Source organism: Streptomyces luteolus (assembly GCF_029968015.1).
GTDB lineage: Bacteria > Actinomycetota > Actinomycetes > Streptomycetales > Streptomycetaceae > Streptomyces > Streptomyces luteolus.
In genome coordinates, this window is record NZ_JASCIS010000003.1 from 41,861 (window position 1) to 58,722 (window position 16,862).

The 16,862-nt window shown below is 70.3% G+C and carries 17 protein-coding genes; 9 read left to right on the forward strand and 8 right to left on the reverse strand.

What is annotated here, in order from left to right; translation table 11 throughout:
- Nucleotides 1-227 precede the first annotated feature (227 nt).
- The 6 genes from QIT00_RS03360 to QIT00_RS03385 all read left to right on the forward strand — a co-directional run bounded on the left by QIT00_RS03360 (nucleotide 228) and on the right by QIT00_RS03385 (nucleotide 8,306).
- The gene (locus QIT00_RS03360; protein WP_282533536.1) at nucleotides 228-2,489 is read left to right on the forward strand and encodes a hypothetical protein; all 2,262 of its coding nucleotides are present in this window, start codon (nucleotides 228-230) and stop codon (nucleotides 2,487-2,489) included.
- Between the two features lie 203 nt (nucleotides 2,490-2,692).
- Complete coding sequence (locus QIT00_RS03365) at nucleotides 2,693-4,204, forward strand: class I adenylate-forming enzyme family protein (protein ID WP_282533537.1); 1,512 nt, start codon at nucleotides 2,693-2,695, stop codon at nucleotides 4,202-4,204.
- A gap of 16 nt (nucleotides 4,205-4,220) precedes the next feature.
- Nucleotides 4,221-4,970, forward strand: a complete 750-nt coding sequence (locus QIT00_RS03370) for an SDR family oxidoreductase (protein WP_282533538.1) — start codon at nucleotides 4,221-4,223, stop codon at nucleotides 4,968-4,970.
- Nucleotides 4,971-5,000: 30 nt separating this feature from the next.
- The gene (locus QIT00_RS03375) at nucleotides 5,001-6,221 is read left to right on the forward strand and encodes an acetyl-CoA C-acetyltransferase (protein WP_282533539.1); all 1,221 of its coding nucleotides are present in this window, start codon (nucleotides 5,001-5,003) and stop codon (nucleotides 6,219-6,221) included.
- Complete coding sequence (locus QIT00_RS03380) at nucleotides 6,218-7,258, forward strand: SDR family NAD(P)-dependent oxidoreductase (RefSeq protein ID WP_282533540.1); 1,041 nt, start codon at nucleotides 6,218-6,220, stop codon at nucleotides 7,256-7,258. The genes QIT00_RS03375 and QIT00_RS03380 overlap by 4 nt, the downstream gene beginning before the upstream one ends.
- A 43-nt stretch (nucleotides 7,259-7,301) precedes the next feature.
- Nucleotides 7,302-8,306, forward strand: a complete 1,005-nt coding sequence (locus tag QIT00_RS03385) for an NAD(P)H-dependent flavin oxidoreductase (RefSeq protein WP_282533541.1) — start codon at nucleotides 7,302-7,304, stop codon at nucleotides 8,304-8,306.
- Between the two features lie 152 nt (nucleotides 8,307-8,458).
- Here QIT00_RS03385 and QIT00_RS03390 read toward each other — a convergent pair whose 3' ends face one another.
- The 8 genes from QIT00_RS03390 to merB form a co-directional block, all read right to left on the reverse strand.
- On the reverse strand, nucleotides 8,459-8,953 hold the full coding sequence (locus QIT00_RS03390; protein WP_282533542.1) for an arginase family protein: 495 nt from the start codon (nucleotides 8,951-8,953) through the stop codon (nucleotides 8,459-8,461).
- 115 nt (nucleotides 8,954-9,068) lie between these two features.
- Entirely contained in the window at nucleotides 9,069-9,395 is a 327-nt protein-coding gene (locus tag QIT00_RS03395) for a hypothetical protein (RefSeq protein WP_282533543.1), read from the reverse strand.
- A 334-nt stretch (nucleotides 9,396-9,729) separates the two neighbouring features.
- A complete protein-coding gene (locus tag QIT00_RS03400) occupies nucleotides 9,730-10,449 on the reverse strand; it encodes an O-methyltransferase (RefSeq protein ID WP_282533544.1) in 720 nt (239 codons plus the stop codon).
- 125 nt (nucleotides 10,450-10,574) lie between these two features.
- The gene (locus QIT00_RS03405; protein WP_282533545.1) at nucleotides 10,575-11,771 is read right to left on the reverse strand and encodes an isochorismate synthase; all 1,197 of its coding nucleotides are present in this window, start codon (nucleotides 11,769-11,771) and stop codon (nucleotides 10,575-10,577) included.
- 53 nt (nucleotides 11,772-11,824) lie between these two features.
- Entirely contained in the window at nucleotides 11,825-12,580 is a 756-nt protein-coding gene (locus QIT00_RS03410) for a 2,3-dihydro-2,3-dihydroxybenzoate dehydrogenase (protein ID WP_282533546.1), read from the reverse strand.
- Between the two features lie 82 nt (nucleotides 12,581-12,662).
- Nucleotides 12,663-13,334: a hypothetical protein gene (locus QIT00_RS03415; RefSeq protein ID WP_282533547.1), complete on the reverse strand. Its 672-nt coding sequence runs from the start codon at nucleotides 13,332-13,334 to the stop codon at nucleotides 12,663-12,665.
- 235 nt (nucleotides 13,335-13,569) lie between these two features.
- Nucleotides 13,570-13,713, reverse strand: a complete 144-nt coding sequence (locus tag QIT00_RS03420; RefSeq protein WP_282533548.1) for a hypothetical protein — start codon at nucleotides 13,711-13,713, stop codon at nucleotides 13,570-13,572.
- Between the two features lie 236 nt (nucleotides 13,714-13,949).
- Nucleotides 13,950-14,948, reverse strand: coding sequence for an organomercurial lyase (gene merB / locus QIT00_RS03425; RefSeq protein ID WP_282533549.1), 999 nt, complete (start codon nucleotides 14,946-14,948; stop codon nucleotides 13,950-13,952).
- A 62-nt stretch (nucleotides 14,949-15,010) separates the two neighbouring features.
- On the opposite strand from merB, the gene QIT00_RS03430 reads away from it, so the two are divergent.
- The 3 genes from QIT00_RS03430 (at nucleotide 15,011) to QIT00_RS03440 (ending at nucleotide 16,855) form a co-directional block, all read left to right on the forward strand.
- Entirely contained in the window at nucleotides 15,011-15,427 is a 417-nt protein-coding gene (locus tag QIT00_RS03430) for a heavy metal-responsive transcriptional regulator (RefSeq protein ID WP_282533550.1), read from the forward strand.
- 118 nt (nucleotides 15,428-15,545) lie between these two features.
- Nucleotides 15,546-16,196 carry a DUF2461 family protein gene (locus tag QIT00_RS03435; RefSeq protein WP_282533551.1) on the forward strand — a complete coding sequence of 217 codons (651 nt, stop codon included), beginning with the start codon at nucleotides 15,546-15,548 and terminating at the stop codon, nucleotides 16,194-16,196.
- 182 nt (nucleotides 16,197-16,378) lie between these two features.
- The gene (locus QIT00_RS03440; RefSeq protein WP_282533552.1) at nucleotides 16,379-16,855 is read left to right on the forward strand and encodes a DUF2000 domain-containing protein; all 477 of its coding nucleotides are present in this window, start codon (nucleotides 16,379-16,381) and stop codon (nucleotides 16,853-16,855) included.
- Nucleotides 16,856-16,862: the final 7 nt, after the last annotated feature.

Here is a 16,862-nt window from a genome sequence, read left to right on the forward strand (position 1 = left end):
ACCAGGGCCGCACTTGAGGCTCCATCACCAGCGCCCGCAAGGTGAAGAGCGGCTCCACCTGCGCCGTACGCCCCGGGTGAGGGCTCGGAGGAACCGGGGGCTGTGCCCCTCCTCCATCCCATCGCGACGCGGCAGCCGCTTAGCGTTGCGGCAACCACGCTATTCCGCGCTTGTGACCAAGTTCACTCTGGGGCCGACAGCAGGGGCGAGACCTTCAGGGAGCCCAAGTGAAAAGACATCGCTACGCGCGCGGATTGTCCGTCGCGGTCCTCACCGCACTACTGTCCTTGTCCTCCCCGGCTGGTGCCGAGGCCGAGGCCGACGCACGGCCGACAGGCACCGCGAAGACCGTGGACGGGAAACTGCACGACTGGAACACCACCGCGCCCAAGACGGCAGGAGCAAGCGCGCTCGCCGACGGCGAGTACGTCTACACCGACTACCTCTTCGACGACACGGGCAAGCCGACCGGGCTGGGCGGCTGGACCAACCGCGGGGACTACCGCGGCCAGGCGGCCACCGGCGGCGACTACGCCTACCCCACCGACCCGAAGCGCTGCGCCCACAACTGCGCCGACCTGCGCGAGGTGCGGCTCTCCCAGGACGGTGACCGGCTCCACGTCGCTGTCACCCTGAACACCATGCTGGTCGAGGACGCCACCGTCGCGGCGCTGGCGATCGGCCCGTACGGGCAGGACGGCGGAACACCCCGCGCCTGGCCGCTGGGGGCGAATCTGTCCACGCCCGGGACGCAGCACGTGCTGACGCTGTGGGGCAGCGGCGGGGCCTTCGACCAGAGCGACTTGTCCGAGGTCGGCGGCGAGGTGGCGGTGGACCTCGGGTCCAACACGATCGAGGCGTCCGTGCCGCTCTCCGCGCTCGGCACCGGCCCGAAGTTCCGCGCGTACCTCGGCACCGGACTGTGGGACCCGGCAGCCCGGTCCTGGCAGGCGCTCCAGGCATCCAACACCACGACCAAGCCGGGAGGCGGAGCGGCCGGCGACCCCCGGGTGTTCAACCTGGGCTTCCGGGCCGGGGAGAAGGGCCACTGGTTCGACAACCAGCAGGCCGCCGCGCTGAAGTCCGGGGACGTCTCCGCACTGCACGCCGACATCGACCTCACGGCACCGGACCGCGAGCCCCCGGCCCTCCAACCCGGCTTCCACCAGCGGATCTTCACCTCCTCGGCGACCGTGCCGCGTGGCGACGGGCTGCCCTCCGAGGGCGTCGTGGCGAACGGCGTGCGAGGCAGAGGCAACGTGTACGTGCCCAACTACGGCACGTGGGTTCCCACCGAGTTCCACTTCGTCGGCAGCCACCTGCCGTACGCGGTGTACGTACCGGATTCCGGCATCGACCGGATGACGATGGTGCTGCACGGCGGCTACTACACGCACGGCACGATGACGCTGCAGACCCAGTTCATCGAGATGGCCGAGCAGGGCAGGACAGTGCTGGTCGCGCCCTTCGCCCGCGGGGTGACCAACTTCGCCACCGACTACGCCCACTTGGCGATGCTGGAGACCTACGACGACGCCCGCGCCACCTTCCCCACCGCGGACCCCGAACGCACCGCGCTGTGGGGCTACTCGATGGGCGGGCTCTCCGCCAACCGCCTGTCCGTTCTGCACCCGGACCTGTTCGCCTCCTCCGTGCAGTGGGAAGCGGCCTCCGGCATGGAGGAGGACAAACCCGCAGGCGGAACCGGCAACGGCTATCCGGTCGACCTGGCGGACAACACCGCCTGGACGAACACCCTGATACGGCACTGCGAGGCCGACAACGTGGCACCGTACTCCCTGTTGAAGCCGTGGACGGACCGGCTCGAGGCGCTGAAGCATCCTTACCGGCTGTGGACGCTCTCGGGGGGCTGTGACCACCTCAACCTGGCGTCGCCGGAGACGGCACCCGACCTCGGCCTGGACGCCGAGGCGACCGAGCAGGCCCGGATTCCGGACAACCCGCCGCATGTGAGGTTCAAGACCTCCGAGGAGTGGTGGCGTCCGGACATCTCACCCCGGCTGGTCTTCAACAGCGCCTGGTGGGTCGACGACGTACGGGTCCGCGACACCTCCGCGGGGCTGACGGCGTACGGCACCGTCGACGCGCTGACGCAGGGCCACGGCGGGTACGACCAGCGCACCGAGGCGCTCCCGGAGCGCGAGGGCAGTACCGGCACCTACCCCTACACCGAGACCGGCCGGGCACCCCAGCAGCCGGGCACGCCGATCGAGAAGGCGAACGCGTTCACCGCGACCCTGACGAACGTCTCCTCCGCCACCCTCGACAGGGACCGGATGGGGCTGTCCGCAGGCGAGCCGCTGACCGCGACATTGGAGTCGGACGGCGCCGCCACTCTCCGCCTCACCGGGGCTGCCGGGATGACAGCGGAATCCGGCTGCTCGGCCGTTTCCGTCCGGTCCCAGGGCGATGACCTGCTCATCGACATGGCGCGCAGCAGCCAGTGCACGCTGCGGCTCGCCCCGTAGGGACGACCCTCCAACCGCGCGCCAGACCAAGAGGATCCGCCAGTGGGTCGCCCGGGCACAGGCCAGGGAGAGGGGGCAACCCGTCCTTCGATTCCCGCCGCTTACTGGCGGATCCGCTAATCGTGCGGGAGATCACGCTATCGGCAGGAGGGAGTCCAGCGCATTCTTGTCCAGCCAGGCGGTTGGAGGAGAGGGGAGCCGGGATGGTCTTCAGCCCGCACGAGATCGACGCAGCGCTCGAAGCGGCGGTCGCCGAGCCCGCACCGGCTGCCGGTCTCGGCCGGCGCTTCGCCGAACTCGCCAAGGCGCACCCCGACCGTGAGGCGCTGGTCTGCGGTCAGGACCGGCGGAGCTTCGCCGAGGTGGACCGGCGCACCAACCAACTCGCCGCCGTCCTCACCGAACGCGGCGCCGCCCCCGGCTCCGCGGTGGCCGTCGTGCTGCCGAACCGTCTGGAGTTCTACGAAGTCGCCATCGCCGCCTGGAAGCTCGGCGCCACGGTCGTACCCCTGAACCATCGCGCTCCGGAGACCGAACGCGAGCGCCTGTACTCCCTGGCCCGGCCTGCGGTCATCGTCGTCGACCGGCCCGAGCCGTCCCGCACATGTGCGGTCGTACTGGACGACCTCTACACCCAGGCCCAAGGCCACGCGGACACAGCACCGCCGGATACGCCCGCGGTGCCGTGGCTCGCCATCGGCTCCGGCGGCTCGACCGGCGCACCCAAACTGATCGTCAAGGAGGAGCCCGGTCCGGTCCATCCCGCGAAGGCCGCGATGCTGGGCATGCGCCCGGGCGGGCGGCAGTTGGTGGCCGGGCCGCTCTACCACAGCGGTCCGTTCAACTGGGGCGTCATCCATCTGATGGCGGCGGGCGGCACGATCGTGCTCGCCGAGAAGTTCGACGCGGAAGGCTTCCTGGCGACCATCGCCGCCGAACGCATCACGTGGGCCATGGTCGTCCCCACGATGCTGCGCCGCATCATGCGGCTGCCCGCCATCGTGCGCGAAGGCCATGACCTGACGTCGCTGGAGGTGCTGCTGCATGGCGCGGCGGCCTGCCCACCCACCCTCAAACGGGAGGTGCTGGCCTTCTTCGGTGCCGAGCGGGTCTGGGAGGTCTACGGCTCAACCGAGATCGGGCTCGGCCTGATGCGCGGCGACGCATGGCTGGCGCACCCTGGCAGCGTCGGCCAGCTCATGGCCGCCTACGACGTGTCCATACGTGACAACCAGGGTGGCGAGCTGCCGCCCGGTCAGGTCGGGGAGATCTGGATCCGGCAGGCCGGCGGGGCGACCTTCTCCTACCGGGGCGCCGAGGCACGAGCCGACAGCTCCGGGTTCCACAGCGTCGGGGATCTCGGCAGCCTCGACGCGGACGGATACCTGTACCTCTCCGACCGCCGCACCGACCTGATCATCTCCGGCGGGTCCAACGTGTACCCGGCCGAGGTCGAGCACGTCCTGCTCGACCATCCCGGTGTGGAGGACGTCGCCGTGATCGGGCTGCCTGATCCCGAATGGGGCCAACGCGTACACGCGTTGGTGGCGGCCACCGCCCCGGAGGCTCCTCCCAGCGGCGAGGAACTGGCCGCGCACTGCCGGGACCGGCTCATGCCCTACAAGGCCCCCAAGACGTATGAGTTCACCTCCGCGCTCCCGCGGGACGCGGCGGGCAAGCTGCGCCGGAGCCGGCTGCGCGACGAACGCCTCTGAGCAGAAGGGCAATTCCATGTTCGCAGGGAAGACGGCGCTGGTGACCGGCGCCAGCAAGGGCATCGGCTACGCCATCGCCGAAGCGCTGGTGGCCAAGGGCGCGCATGTGGTCCTCACCGCGCGCAAGGAGCAGCCGCTGGCCGAGGCGGCCGCACGCCTCGGCGCCCCCGGCAGGGTGCTGGCCGTCCCGGGAAACTCCAGCGACGAGGCGCACCGCGCCGATGCGGTGGCCCAGAGCGTGGCCCGGTTCGGTTCGCTGGACCTGCTGGTCAACAACACGGGCATCAACCCGCTCTTCGAGCCCCTGGCACGCACGGACCTGCGCACGGTAGGCAAGGTCTTCGACACCAACGTGGTCGCAAGCCTCGGCTGGGTGCAGCAGGCGTGGGACGCCTCGATGAGCGAACACGGCGGTTCGATTCTCAACATGGCCTCGGTCGCGGGTCTGCGGCCCGCACCGATGATGGGGATCTACGCGGCGAGCAAGGCCGCGCTGGTCCACCTGACCGCCCAGCTGGCAACGGAACTATGCCCCGGTGTCCGGGTCAACGCCATCGCCCCGGCAGTCGTCCGCACCGACTTCGCCAGGCCGCTCTTCGAAGGCAACGAGGAGAAGACCGCCGCGCAGTACCCGCTCGGCCGACTCGGTTCACCCGCGGACATCGCCCGCGCAGCCACGTTCCTGCTCTCCGCCGACGCCGACTGGATCACCGGGCAGACCCTCATCGTCGACGGAGGCCTGCTGCTCGGCGGCGGCGTCGCGTAGCCCACCGACATCTCTCCCAGGAGAAACCACATGCCTGAAGCAGTCATCGTGGCCACCGCACGCTCCCCGATCGGCCGGGCCGGAAAGGGATCGCTGAAGGAGCTGCGCCCGGACGACCTCGCCGCCCGGATGGTCAACGCGGCGCTGGCCAAGGTGCCCCAACTCGACCCGGCCGATATCGACGACCTCATGCTCGGCTGCGGTCTTCCCGGCGGCGAGCAGGGCTTCAACATGGCCCGGGTGGTCGCCGTCCTGGCCGGTCACGACCAGCTTCCTGGCACCACCGTCACCCGCTACTGCGCCTCCAGCCTGCAGACCACCCGGATGGCCCTGCATGCCATCAAGGCAGGGGAAGGGGACGTTTTCCTCAGCGCCGGAGTGGAGATGGTCTCCCGCTACGGCAAGGGCACCTCCGACTCGCTGCCCGACACCGTCAACCCGCGCTTCGACGAGGCCATGAAGCGGACCGCTCGTACGGCCGAGCAGGGAACCGACGGCTGGCAGGACCCCCGGGCGCGGAACCTGCTGCCGGATGTCTACATCTCCATGGGGCAGACCGCGGAGAACCTCGCCCTGGCCAAGGGCGTCTCCCGCCGCGACATGGACGAGTTCGGGGTGCGCTCGCAGAACCTCACCGAACAGGCCGTCGCGAACGGCTTCTGGGAACGGGAGATCACCGCCGTCACCGCGGCGGACGGCACGCTCGTCACCGCCGACGACGGGCCGCGCCCCGGCGTCACGTACGAAAAGGTCGCCGACCTGGGGCCGGTCTTCCGGCCCGACGGGCGGGTCACCGCCGGCAACTGCTGCCCGCTCAACGACGGCGCCGCGGCTCTCGTGATCATGTCCGACACCAAGGCGCGCCGGCTGGGCATCACCCCGCTGGCGCGGATCGTCGCCACCGGCGTCTCCGGACTCTCCCCGGAGATCATGGGCCTCGGGCCGGTCGAAGCCACCCGTCGAGCCCTGGCTCTGGCGGGGATGACCATCGACGACATCGACCTGGTGGAGATCAACGAAGCGTTCGCCGCGCAGGTCATCCCCTCCTACCGAGAGCTCGGCATCGACCTGGAAAGGCTCAACGTCAACGGCGGCGCCATCGCGGTCGGCCATCCCTTCGGCATGACGGGCGCCCGCATCACCACCACCCTGATCAACTCCCTTCAGTACCACGACAAGCAATTCGGTCTGGAAACCATGTGCGTCGGCGGCGGGCAGGGCATGGCCATGGTCATCGAGCGGCTGTCATGACGGAGCTCGACGCGGCCCAGGAACGGCACCACCCGCTGACCGAACAGCCACGCGTCGCGATCGTGACCGGCGCGGGCCGCGGCATCGGACGAGCTCACGCCCTCGCCCTGGCGGCCGCCGGGACACGCGTGGTCGTGGGCGACCTCGGCCCTGCCGGCCGGAGCCCGGCGGACGTCGTGGTCGAAGAGATCCGTGACGCAGGCGGCCACGCGGTGGCCGCCACCCACGACATCGGCTGCTGGAAATCGGGCAGCCGCCTGGTCGACACCGCGCTCGATGCGTTCGGACGGCTGGACGTCCTGGTGTGCAACGCAGGCATCCTGCGCGGCGGACTGGTCGCCGACCTCGACGAGGAAGACGTGGACGCCCAGTTGCGAGTCCACTTGAAGGGCACTCTGGGCCCAGCCCGGGCTGCGGCCGCCCACTGGCGGGACCGCGCCCGCGCCGGGGAGCAGGGCCATGCGCGGCTCATCTGCACTACATCCGCCTCCGGGCTCTACGGCATGCCGGGCTTCGCGGCGTACGGCGCGGCGAAGGCGGGCATCGCCGCGTTCGTCGTGATCGCGGCCAGGGAGCTCGCGCAGTACGGGGTGACCGTGAACGCCATCGCTCCGCGCGCGGCCACCCGGATGATGACCACCGCACTCGCCGACCTCGTGGCCATGGGCGTACTCCCGGACACCCCGGACACTCCCGATGCCGCGGACACCCCGGACACTCCCGACACCCCGGACACTCCCGACACCCCGGACACTCCCGATACCCCGGATACCCCGGACGCCGCCGAACGCGCTGATCCCGCTGAACCGGAGGACGTCTCCCCGCTGGTGGAGTGGCTGGCGGGGCCGGACTCCGCAGGTGTCACCGGGCAGGTCTTCGAGATCTCCGGGCGCCGACTCGGGATCGCCGAGGGGTGGCGCCACGGTCCGTTCACGGAGTCCGAGCATCGTTTCCAGGCCGCCACGCTCGGCCCGGTGGTCACCGAACTCCTGCAGCGTGCAGCGGCCCCGCCTCCCGCCCCGCTGCGATCCCGGTGACCACGCCGGGCCGCCACCGCATCACCTCACGAGGAGAACCGCCATGCCGCCCCTGTCCACCCGCTTCACCCAACTGCTGGAGATCGACCATCCCATCGTGCAGGACGGCATGGGGCCGTACGTCACCGACCGTCTGGCCGCCGCCGTCTCCAACGCCGGCGGCCTCGGCACGGTCAGCTCACCGGGCCGCGAGGCCGAACCCTCCCGGGGCGAACGGGAACTGCGCTCACGCATCGCGCACACCGCCTCCCTCACCGACCGGCCCTTCGCCGTCAACGTCCCCGTAGTCCGGGACCCCTCCGGCAGCATCAGCGAGATCTCCGCCACGTACCTGCGTGCCGTGATCGCGGCCCGCAAGGCCGGCGAACCACCCAAAGTGCTGATCACCTCCTCCGGATTCCCCGGCGAGCTGTGCGAGGACATCCGCGACGCCGGACTCATCCACCTCCAGAAGGTGGGATCCACCCGGCAGGCCGTGAAGGCGGCGGCAGCGGGCGTCGACGCCGTCATCGCCTCCGGCTACGAGATGGGCGGCCACATCGCGCCACACCCAGTCCACACCATGGTGCTGGTGCCCAACGTCGCGGATGCCGTGGACATACCCGTCCTGCTCTCCGGCGGAGCCCGCGACGGCCGCGCACTGGCCGCAGCCCTCTGCCTCGGCGCATCGGGCGTCGCCATGGGCACCCGCTTCATCGCCACCGAGGACATCGAATGGCACCCCGCCTACGCGCAGGCAGTCCTCGCAGCAGGAGAGGGCGATGACCTCGTGACGGAAGGCCCGGCCAGGGTGCTGCGGAACCGGGCCATGGAGAGGTGGTCCGCAGCTCGCCGGGACGGCAGCCCGTACACGGCGAAGTACCGCGGCGAAAAAGCGCTGTTCCACGCACAGCGTGACGGGGACGTGGACGAGGGCATCGTCTCCGCCGGACAAGTGGCCAGCGGTATCACCGAGCTGGTCACCGTTCAGGACCTACTGCCTGCGATGGCCGACGAGGCAGCCCGACTCCTCAACCGCGGCCTCGAAGGACGTCCGCCAGTACGTTGACCAAGACGGAGGGGCGCACGGACAGGCGCTGGGCAGGGTGAGTCAGCACCGTCGCGCACGGGCGGAGGTCTCCCAGGCGACGACGCGGCGGGAGAACCCCTCGCGGATTACGGAGAGCCGCAACGCCCCGTCGGCGGAAATCATCGTCTCCACTACCGACCCGGGCTAACGTCGGCGAAGTCCCTTACGTCGTAGAGCAGTTGCAGCAGCTCGACCTCGTTGGGCCCTGCCGGCGCGAGACCACGTTGACGCCGTATTCTTTGATCACGGTGCAGTGGTGTTCGGCCGACGGTTGAATCCAGGACACCCGGCCGGGCGCCGTGCCGCTCATCTAGGGCGGTCTTCCCCCTGAACGCCTCGGGATCCGCGTGGGCGTCGAACCAGACCACCGCGAGGTTGTCGCCGTGGCGGGCCACGGTGTGCGACACAGGGGCGAGTTCAACCCCGCAGTCACCGCCGACGACGAGCAGAGGTTCATCACCGCTGCGGCGCAATGCCTCCCTGGTCGCCGCCAACGCTGCGGCGCAATGCCTCCCTGGTCGCCGCCAACGCTGCGGCGCAATGCCTCCCTGGTCGCCGCCAACGCTGCGGCGCAATGCCTCCCTGGTCGCCGCCAAGGAACACGTCAGGACGTCGAGATGACGCACCCTGTCCCCGTTCCGCCCGGGGTCGGGATCGATGTCGACGACGGTCCGTCCGGCGGAGCCGGAGGGCCGACTGTGGCCTCGCTCGCGAGGCCACAGCGGTAACCGAGCAGGTGCTCTACGGAACGGGGATGAAGCGGACGCCTTCCACGTCGTCGATCACTTCGGCTTCTTCGCCGGGCACCATCGCCATGTGCGGGTCGCCCTGGCAGTCGCTGCTTCCGTAGAGCAGCGCGAGGCTGTCCGTGTCGTTGTTGGCGTTGCCGTGCTCCGGCAGTTCATGAGCGCTGTCGATCGTGTGGCAGACGTGGTCGGCCGGGTTGTCGAACCCGCCATCGGTGACGAACCCGGTCCAGCTGAATTCTCCCTGGGCGGCGTGGGCGGGACCGGCGAGGACACCGGTGAGGAAGAGGGCCCCGGCGAGGACGGGAAGGTAACGGCGCACAGCAACTCCTTGCAAGGTGAGGGGAATGGGGCGGGGGCCACCGTCATCGCGTGAGGTGACGACCCGCGTCTGTGGCGCCTGCGGGCGCCGCACCGAAGGTGCCCGAGGGTGAGAACAACCATGCTCGGGAGGAAGGGCTTGTCACCCGGATGAGAGGGGCCGGCACCGGCGAGAACACCGCGCACATCTCGAAGACACCGCAGGTGAGCGGGCCAGTCCCACCGCCGTGGCGCAGCTCCCCCGATGCTTGTGATCGTGCCGGCGCGGAGCAAACGCGGGAGCGTACGGGGGCGCACACGCGCCGCTGTCGTATGCACCCTCTCCACCCGGTTGCTCAGCCCGGCACTTCATCGCGCTGGTCACTCCGTGCCAGGGGGCGCTCTGCGGGACGCTTGCGGGCCAGGGTCATGCCGTCGCCGATGGGCAGGATCACCGTGTCCACGCGCTCGTCCTGGTGCACGAGGGCGTTGAGACTGCGGAGAGCGGTGGTCTCCGGGTCGGTGTGGGCGGGGTCGCTGACTCTCCCGGACCACAGCACGTTGTCCAGGACGATGAGCCCGCCCTCGCCCACGAGTTCCAGGGCGCACTGGTAGTAGTGGGGGTAGTTCGTCTTGTCGGCGTCGATGAATACCAGGTCGAACGGCGGCACCGGTTCCCCGCGCTGTTCGTCGACGAGTTCGCTGAGGATCCGCGTGGCATCGCCCAGCCGTAGGTCGATTCGGTGGCTGACTCCGGCTCGCTGCCAGAACCTGCGGGCGGTCCGTGTCCATGTCTCGCTCTGGTCGATGGTGACCAGGCAACCGTCGGCCGGCAGAGCGGACGCCATGCACAGCGCGCTGTAGCCGGTGAAGCAGCCGACTTCCAGCACCCGCCGTGCTCCGCTGATGCGGACCAGCAGGGCCAGGAGCTGCCCCTGCTCCGGTGACACCTGCATGGAGCCGCAAGGCAGCCGCCGGTTCTCGCGACGGAGTGTCGCCAGGACGGACGTGTCCCGCAGGGAATGGGCACGCAGATACTCCAACAGTGCGCCGTCGACGTGCAGATGACTGTCCATGGTGTCTCCTCGCTCGGTACGCGTCCTGGAGAGGTATTCGTGCCGAAGCGGGCACGAGCCGGTGAAGGGCACGAGCGGGTGAACGGCACGAGCCGGTGAACGGCACGGGCCGGTGAGCGGATGACTCACGGCTGGACGCCGAGGGCTCGTAGGACGGTGGCGAACTTGGCTCCCGTCTCGGCGGTCTCGGCCTGGGGGCAGGAGCCGGCGACGATGCCCGCGCCGGCGAACAGCCGTGCCGTACGTGAGGTTGCCTCGGCACAGCGGATGGCGAGCGCCCACTCGCCGTCACCGTGCAGGTCCTCCCAGCCGACCAGGCCGGTGTACATGCCGCGGTCGAACCGTTCCAGCTCTCGGATCGCCCTCTGGGCGGCAGGAGTTGGCGTGCCGCACACGGCAGGGGTGGGGTGCAGGGCGCAGGCGAGAGCGAGCGCGGTGATGTGCTCGTCGGCGAGGGTGCCCGTGACCGCGGTGGCCAGATGCCACATGGTGGCGGTCGCCGACAGCCGGGGTACGGGGGGCCTGTCGAGGTGCGTGCAGTGTGGGTGAAGCGCCTCCAGGGCCGCGTCGACGAGGATGGTGTGCTCGCGCCGGTCCTTGTCGGAGGTGCGCAGTTCCGCGGCGTACTGTGCGTCCTGACGCGGGTCGGCGCCGCGTGGCCGGGAGCCGGCCAGCAGCACGGTGGTCACCGTTCGTCCTCGGCGGGCGACGAGGAGCTCGGGGCTGGCGCCCAGGAGCGTACGCCCGCCTCCGGAGGGAACGGCGAACACGTGGGCTGCCGGATCGCTGACGGCAAGCCGCCGCAGCAGGCCCGGCAGGTCGAGATCCCGGTCGCTGGTGACGTCCAGGGCCCGCGCCAGGACGACTTTGCTGAGCTCACCCGACCGCAGCAGCTCAAGCACTGCCTCCACTGCTGATGCGTACCCCTCCGGGCCGGGCAGCGGACGCAGCCGGCCTCGCCAGGCGGACGACGGTGGTACGACCGAGGCGAATGCCGGGTCCGCGGCAAGAGCCGGTGCCCGGTACATAACCCTCGGGACGGCCACCGCGCAGGGTTCCGTCACATGGAACGGTACGGCTCCGATCGCGACGGGCACGGGCGTGCGGTCGGTGCGGGCGGCCTGGAGCGCGGACCGGACCCGCACGGGCAACGGTTCCGGTCCGTGCCTCACCGCTGCTCTCACGCCACGGGCCAGCAGTGTTCCGGAAGGCGAGGCGAAGAAGCGATCGGTGGCCGGGCGGTAGGACCGCAGCAGCTCGTCGGCAGCGCTGTAGCGCCGGTCCGTCGTCACATCGGTGGGCGAGGAAGGGGGCGCGGTCATCGACGGCTCCTGTCCGTGCGTGTGCCGGGCCGCCGCCCGCTGGAGGAGAGGCTTCAGACCCGGAGGCTGGATCCGCCGTCCACGTACAGGTCGTGCAGCGTGATGTGGCGGGCGCGGTCGGAGGCCAGGAAGGCGACGGCCTCGGCGATGTCGGCGGCAGCCGCGATGCGGCCCAGCGGGACGGGCACCCGGTAGGCGGCCGGATCGCCCTGGACGGCCTGCCCCAGGCCGCCCGGTCCGAGCCACTGTCGCTGCATAGCGGTGTCGGTGGCTCCGGGCGAGACGACGTTGCAGCGCACGCCACTGGCGGCGAGTTCCAGACCGAGGCACCGGGTGAAGTGCACGGCCGCCGCTTTCGACGCGGCGTAGGCAGCCATCCCCGTACGAGGGACACCCGCCGCGTTGGACCCGACCGTCACGATGCAGCCGCGGCGCTGCGCGGCCATGACCCGGCCCGCCGCCCGGCACAGATGGAAGACCCCGGTCGTGTTGACGGCGAAGGAGTGGGCCCAGTCCTCGTCGGTGGTCTCGGTGACCGTGGCCGGGCGCAGCACACCGGCGACGTTGACCAGGATGTCGAGGCGCTCGTTGTTCTCGACGATGCTGTCGATCATGGTGTCGACGGCATCGCGGTCGGTGACGTCGAGCTGCTGCGGGCGGCCGCTGCCCGGCGAGGTCACCGGCCCGGCACGGAGGTCGGTCGCCAACACCTGCGCACCACGTTCAGCGAGCAGGCGCGCGACCGCCGCCCCGATGCCGCCTGCGGCACCGCTGACCAGCGCGACCTGTCCGTCGAGATCCGATTCCACCGCTCGCTTCCGGTACGTGAGTTGGGCCGAAGGCCCGCCACCGCCGTGTGTGCCTGGGTGTGGCGGGCCCGTTTCCGACTTGTCAGGGGGACGGGGCGGCCAGCAGGTCGGTGACGAACTTGCGGACGACGCCGCTCGTCACAGGCGTCACACCGTGCATCAGCTGAGCTCCGTAGGCGACGGCGGTCCTGGCCGGCGCGTCGGTCGTCCAGCGGGTCTGCGGAAGGCTCTGCGCCCAGGTCGGTGACGCGTGGATCTGCGGAGAGGGGTCGACCTCGTGGGGAAGGCTCCGTGTCAGTCGCATGCCTCGATGGAAACCGTCCGTCTCGCCGAGTTCGGTGTCCGTCCACAGCTCGGGGCTGGCGGTGGTGGCCACGTAGAACTCCCCGCCCTGCTGCGCCGCCGTGATGACCACGCCGATCCGGCCGATGCGCTTGGGGTGAGCGAGCGGGTCCGGGATGCCGTCGACGTGGACCGGCACGGAGTCACCCGCGACGATCTCCGCGTACGACCAGGGAGCCGCGGCCGCGACGGCGGGCATCACGCGTTTCAGGGACGGCAGGGCCCGCTCGAAGGCCTGCTGCAGGACCGACTGTGCCGCGGCAGGAGCACGCTCGTAGCGGGACGAGGGTTCGGCGCCCCCATCCGTCTCCGGCGGGTCGGATGTCATGACCTTCTCGAGCAGAGTGGATTCCTCTTCCGTGAGGAACTCCTCGGTGGTGTGCAGGGCGAAGGTCTCGCTGACGTGAATCACGGGCACCTCTCAGTTCGGGGACACCATCGAGGTCAACCTGTCAGCAGCGATCAGCCTTGGCGCTGTGGAAGCGGCATCGGGGTGACGCCTCGCTGTCCGTGCCCGCCGCGGTGCGGTGGTTGGCGGTTCTGACGACGTACGCCTGCCCCTGGCGGAGGCCGGGAGACCGATGCCGCCTTCGGGTGTCAGACCGCGAACGGTTGTCAGACCGCGAACGGTTGCCAGACCGCGAACGTCAATGCGCGCCGGCCCCGAACTCCGCGTGCCGTGCGCGGGCCGCGTACCGATCGCCTGCGCTGACCGCCCGAGGGACCAGAACGGTACGCCGGGCCTCCGCACGCGCCTGCTCGATCAGCAGCCTGAACTCGTCCTTCGTCATCGCACTCGCCTCACCAGGACCGTGTGGCTGTCACTGGTGATTCGACGCCACACCAGCCACGGACTGGTGTCAGCCGCGATGAGTCATCGCGGGTGGTGGACCGGCCCGACACCGCCGGCCTGCCGGGACTGACGGCCTGCCGGGTCTGGCGGGTCTGGCGGGTCTGGCGGGTCTGGCGGGTCTGGCGGGTCTGGCGGGTCTGGCGGGTCTGGCGGGATTGACGCCTGCCGGGCTGGTCAGCCGGAGGTCAGCAGCGGCCCGAACGTCCTCCGGCCGATTTCTTCGGCGCGGGACCGGTCCACGATCTGGCCGTTCACGTCCGGGTGCCGCGAGATCCACGTCCGAGCGGAGGCGGAGCTGGTGAAGAAGTTCAGGGTGTCGCAGCACACCTCGGCCGCGGGCCCGGAACATCCGCCCCTGCGTCCGACGAACACCGTCGCCGCCGCGGGCTCCCACACCGTCTGCCCGTTCTCGCTGGTCACCGTGACGCTCTCGCCGGTGACCGGGTCGACGGAGGTGATCACCACATCGCGGCCGAGCATGGCGGGGATGCCGAGCGCGTCGATCGCGCACATCGACCACACCTGCACGCCGCCCGCGATCGTCACCCGGTGCCGGGTCGGCACCGCGGAGAACGGATACGCCGCCCGGATCCGCCCGTCCGGGCCCAGGGTCAGGAAATCCTCCCGTGCCAGCTCGGCCAGCACCTCTGGCGCTGTCCGGCCGGCGGCGTTCGCGACCGGCTCCAGCACCGCCGCCTCAGGGGCGCTGCCGGTGTCGGCGAAGTGCCGCAGTACCGCTTGATGCACGGCCCGCAGCCCGCCGGTGTCGGGCGCGAGTCGCCCTCGGCCGTCCCGGCCGACCAGGTCCAGCGCGTCCACCGCACAGCAGTCGTCATCCGCGGACCCGGGCAGGCCCGCCGAGGTCAGGGCCTCGCGCAGTTCGTCCACACTCGGGGCCCCGTCGGCCTTGCCGTCAGCATGCCGATAGATCCGGCACGACACGCTCGGCGCCGCCCCCACGATCCCGAACGGGTCGGCGCCGTCGATCAGGATGGTCGGCGACCCGGTCATCCCCGACCGCTCGGCCTCCGCCGGCCCGGTCACCTCCACCAGCTCCACCTCAGCGGCCCGCCCGCTCAGCGCGGCAGTGATCCGCTCCTGCACGACGGGCCCGTTGGGACAGTCCGGAACCGTCAGCACCGTGATCCGCATGGTGTCGTCCTCCCAGTTCATCGTCTCTGCGGCCGAGGCTAGACCTTCCAGCGCACTGGAAGGTCAAGGGCTAACCTTGAGGCATGCGCATCGGGGACCTCGCCACCAGAAGCGGACTGACCACCAAGACCATCCGCTACTACGAACAGGCCGGCCTGATGCCGGATCCACCACGAACCTCGGGCGGCTATCGCGACTACCCGCCCGCCGCCGAACCCCGTCTCGCGTTCATCCGCGACGCCCAGCACGCCGGGCTCACCCTCGCCGAGATCCGCGGCGTTCTCGCCCTTCGCGACAGCGGCGAGGCCCCTTGCGGGCACGTCACCGACCTCATCAACCAGCACCTCGACGAGATCAAGCGGCGCATGGCCGAACTCCGCAAGACCCGCACCGCCCTCCGTGACCTTGCCCAGCGAGCCGCCGAGACCGACCCACAGTCCTGCAGCGACGCCGACCACATCTGCCGCATCATCAGCCCACCCCGACAGCGTGAAATCTGAGCCAAGTCGGAGCGACACCCCACTGAGACGCAGAACGACACGGCTCGCTCCGAGATCGACGCGGCGAACTACCCTGATCCCGGACCCGGTTGGGCCTCGTGGTTCATAGGGTGTGGGCATGCCCAGACAGTTCACCGGCTGGCCGGTCGAGGCCTTCGACGTACTGCTCCGCCTGCAAGGAGAGCCCGCGCGCGAGCAGCGCGAGCGGCACCGCAAGGACCGGGAACATCTCGTACGACGGCCCATGATCGCGCTCCTCGACGACCTCGCGGATCTCGACTCCGCCTATGAGGACTTCTCCGTATGGGGTTTCCAGAAGGACCACTGGTGGTGGCAGCACCAGTGCGGGATCGTCCGCATGTCGCGCAACGTCGAGGTCAGCCTCCGCTTCGACCTCGACGGCCTGCACGTACGCGGGGTCTGGTGGTACCCGGAACCGGCGCAGCTCGCCAGGTTCCGCGCGGCGGTGGCCGACAGCGGGCGCGGCGACGAACTGGTCGGTGTCGTCGAGTCGCTGAAGGCGCTGGGGTACGAGATCACCGGCGACGTCATGAAGCGCCCTCCGCGTGGCTTTCCGCCGGACCATCCGCGCAGCGACCTCCTGCGGCATCGCTCGCTCATCGCCGAACGGCCCCTGGGCGGCGGGAACTGGATCCACACGACGGCCGCCGTGGACCGCGTACGCGGTACGTGCGAGGACCTGAAGCCCTTCCTGAGCTGGCTCACGCTCCACGTCAACGATGTCCGCCCCGCCGACGGCCCCCGGTGATCGACGAACCGGGGCAGAGCAGGGTGCAAGAACGTACAAGACCGGCGGTCCGGTCTTGGGCCAGCCTCAAGGGAGCCAGGGAGCACCATGAGCACAAGGAGCACAAGGAGCACAAGGAGCACAAGGAGCACAAGCTGAGGCTCCCTCGGTGATGTTCGTTCGTGGCATCGAAAGAGGTACCGATGACCGTAAGCACCGCCAACCCCGCTTGTGTCGCGGCGACCGAGGTCGACACTCGATACAAGTTCGTCGTCGCTCTCAAGGGGAAGCTTCCGCCGGGCGTGGCGGCGAATGCGGCGTCGCACCTGTGTCTGGGACTGGCTGCCAAGGCCGCCACCGAACAGCCGGATCTGCTGCGCAAGATGTCCTTCCTCGGGTTCCCGGACGCCGACGGCGGACGTCACGCCCCCATTTCCGGGCTCTCCCTCGTCGTCCTCGCAGGGCGCCCGGCCTGGGTCCGGCGGTTGCGTGATCAGGCCGACGCCTCAGGGCTCCTGTACACCGACTTCACCGCGGAGATGACCGGGGACACCTACGCCGAACAGCTCGACCGGATGCAGACCACGTCCGAACAGGGCCTGGACTACTACGGAATCGCCTTGTTCGGTCTGCGAGACGAACTGGACCCGTTGACCAAGAAGTTCTCCCTGCTGAACTGACCCCTGG

Coding starts and splice junctions, on each gene's coding strand:
- QIT00_RS03365 (WP_282533537.1), top strand. CDS start 2,693: ATGGTCTTCAGCCCGCACGAGATCGACGCAGCGCTCGAAGCGGCGGTC.
- QIT00_RS03370 (WP_282533538.1), top strand. CDS start 4,221: ATGTTCGCAGGGAAGACGGCGCTGGTGACCGGCGCCAGCAAGGGCATC.
- QIT00_RS03375 (WP_282533539.1), top strand. CDS start 5,001: ATGCCTGAAGCAGTCATCGTGGCCACCGCACGCTCCCCGATCGGCCGG.
- QIT00_RS03380 (WP_282533540.1), top strand. CDS start 6,218: ATGACGGAGCTCGACGCGGCCCAGGAACGGCACCACCCGCTGACCGAA.
- QIT00_RS03385 (WP_282533541.1), top strand. CDS start 7,302: ATGCCGCCCCTGTCCACCCGCTTCACCCAACTGCTGGAGATCGACCAT.
- QIT00_RS03400 (WP_282533544.1), bottom strand. CDS start 10,449: ATGGACAGTCATCTGCACGTCGACGGCGCACTGTTGGAGTATCTGCGT.
- QIT00_RS03405 (WP_282533545.1), bottom strand. CDS start 11,771: ATGACCGCGCCCCCTTCCTCGCCCACCGATGTGACGACGGACCGGCGC.
- QIT00_RS03420 (WP_282533548.1), bottom strand. CDS start 13,713: ATGACGAAGGACGAGTTCAGGCTGCTGATCGAGCAGGCGCGTGCGGAG.
- merB (WP_282533549.1), bottom strand. CDS start 14,948: ATGAACTGGGAGGACGACACCATGCGGATCACGGTGCTGACGGTTCCG.
- QIT00_RS03430 (WP_282533550.1), top strand. CDS start 15,011: ATGCGCATCGGGGACCTCGCCACCAGAAGCGGACTGACCACCAAGACC.
- QIT00_RS03435 (WP_282533551.1), top strand. CDS start 15,546: ATGCCCAGACAGTTCACCGGCTGGCCGGTCGAGGCCTTCGACGTACTG.
- QIT00_RS03440 (WP_282533552.1), top strand. CDS start 16,379: ATGACCGTAAGCACCGCCAACCCCGCTTGTGTCGCGGCGACCGAGGTC.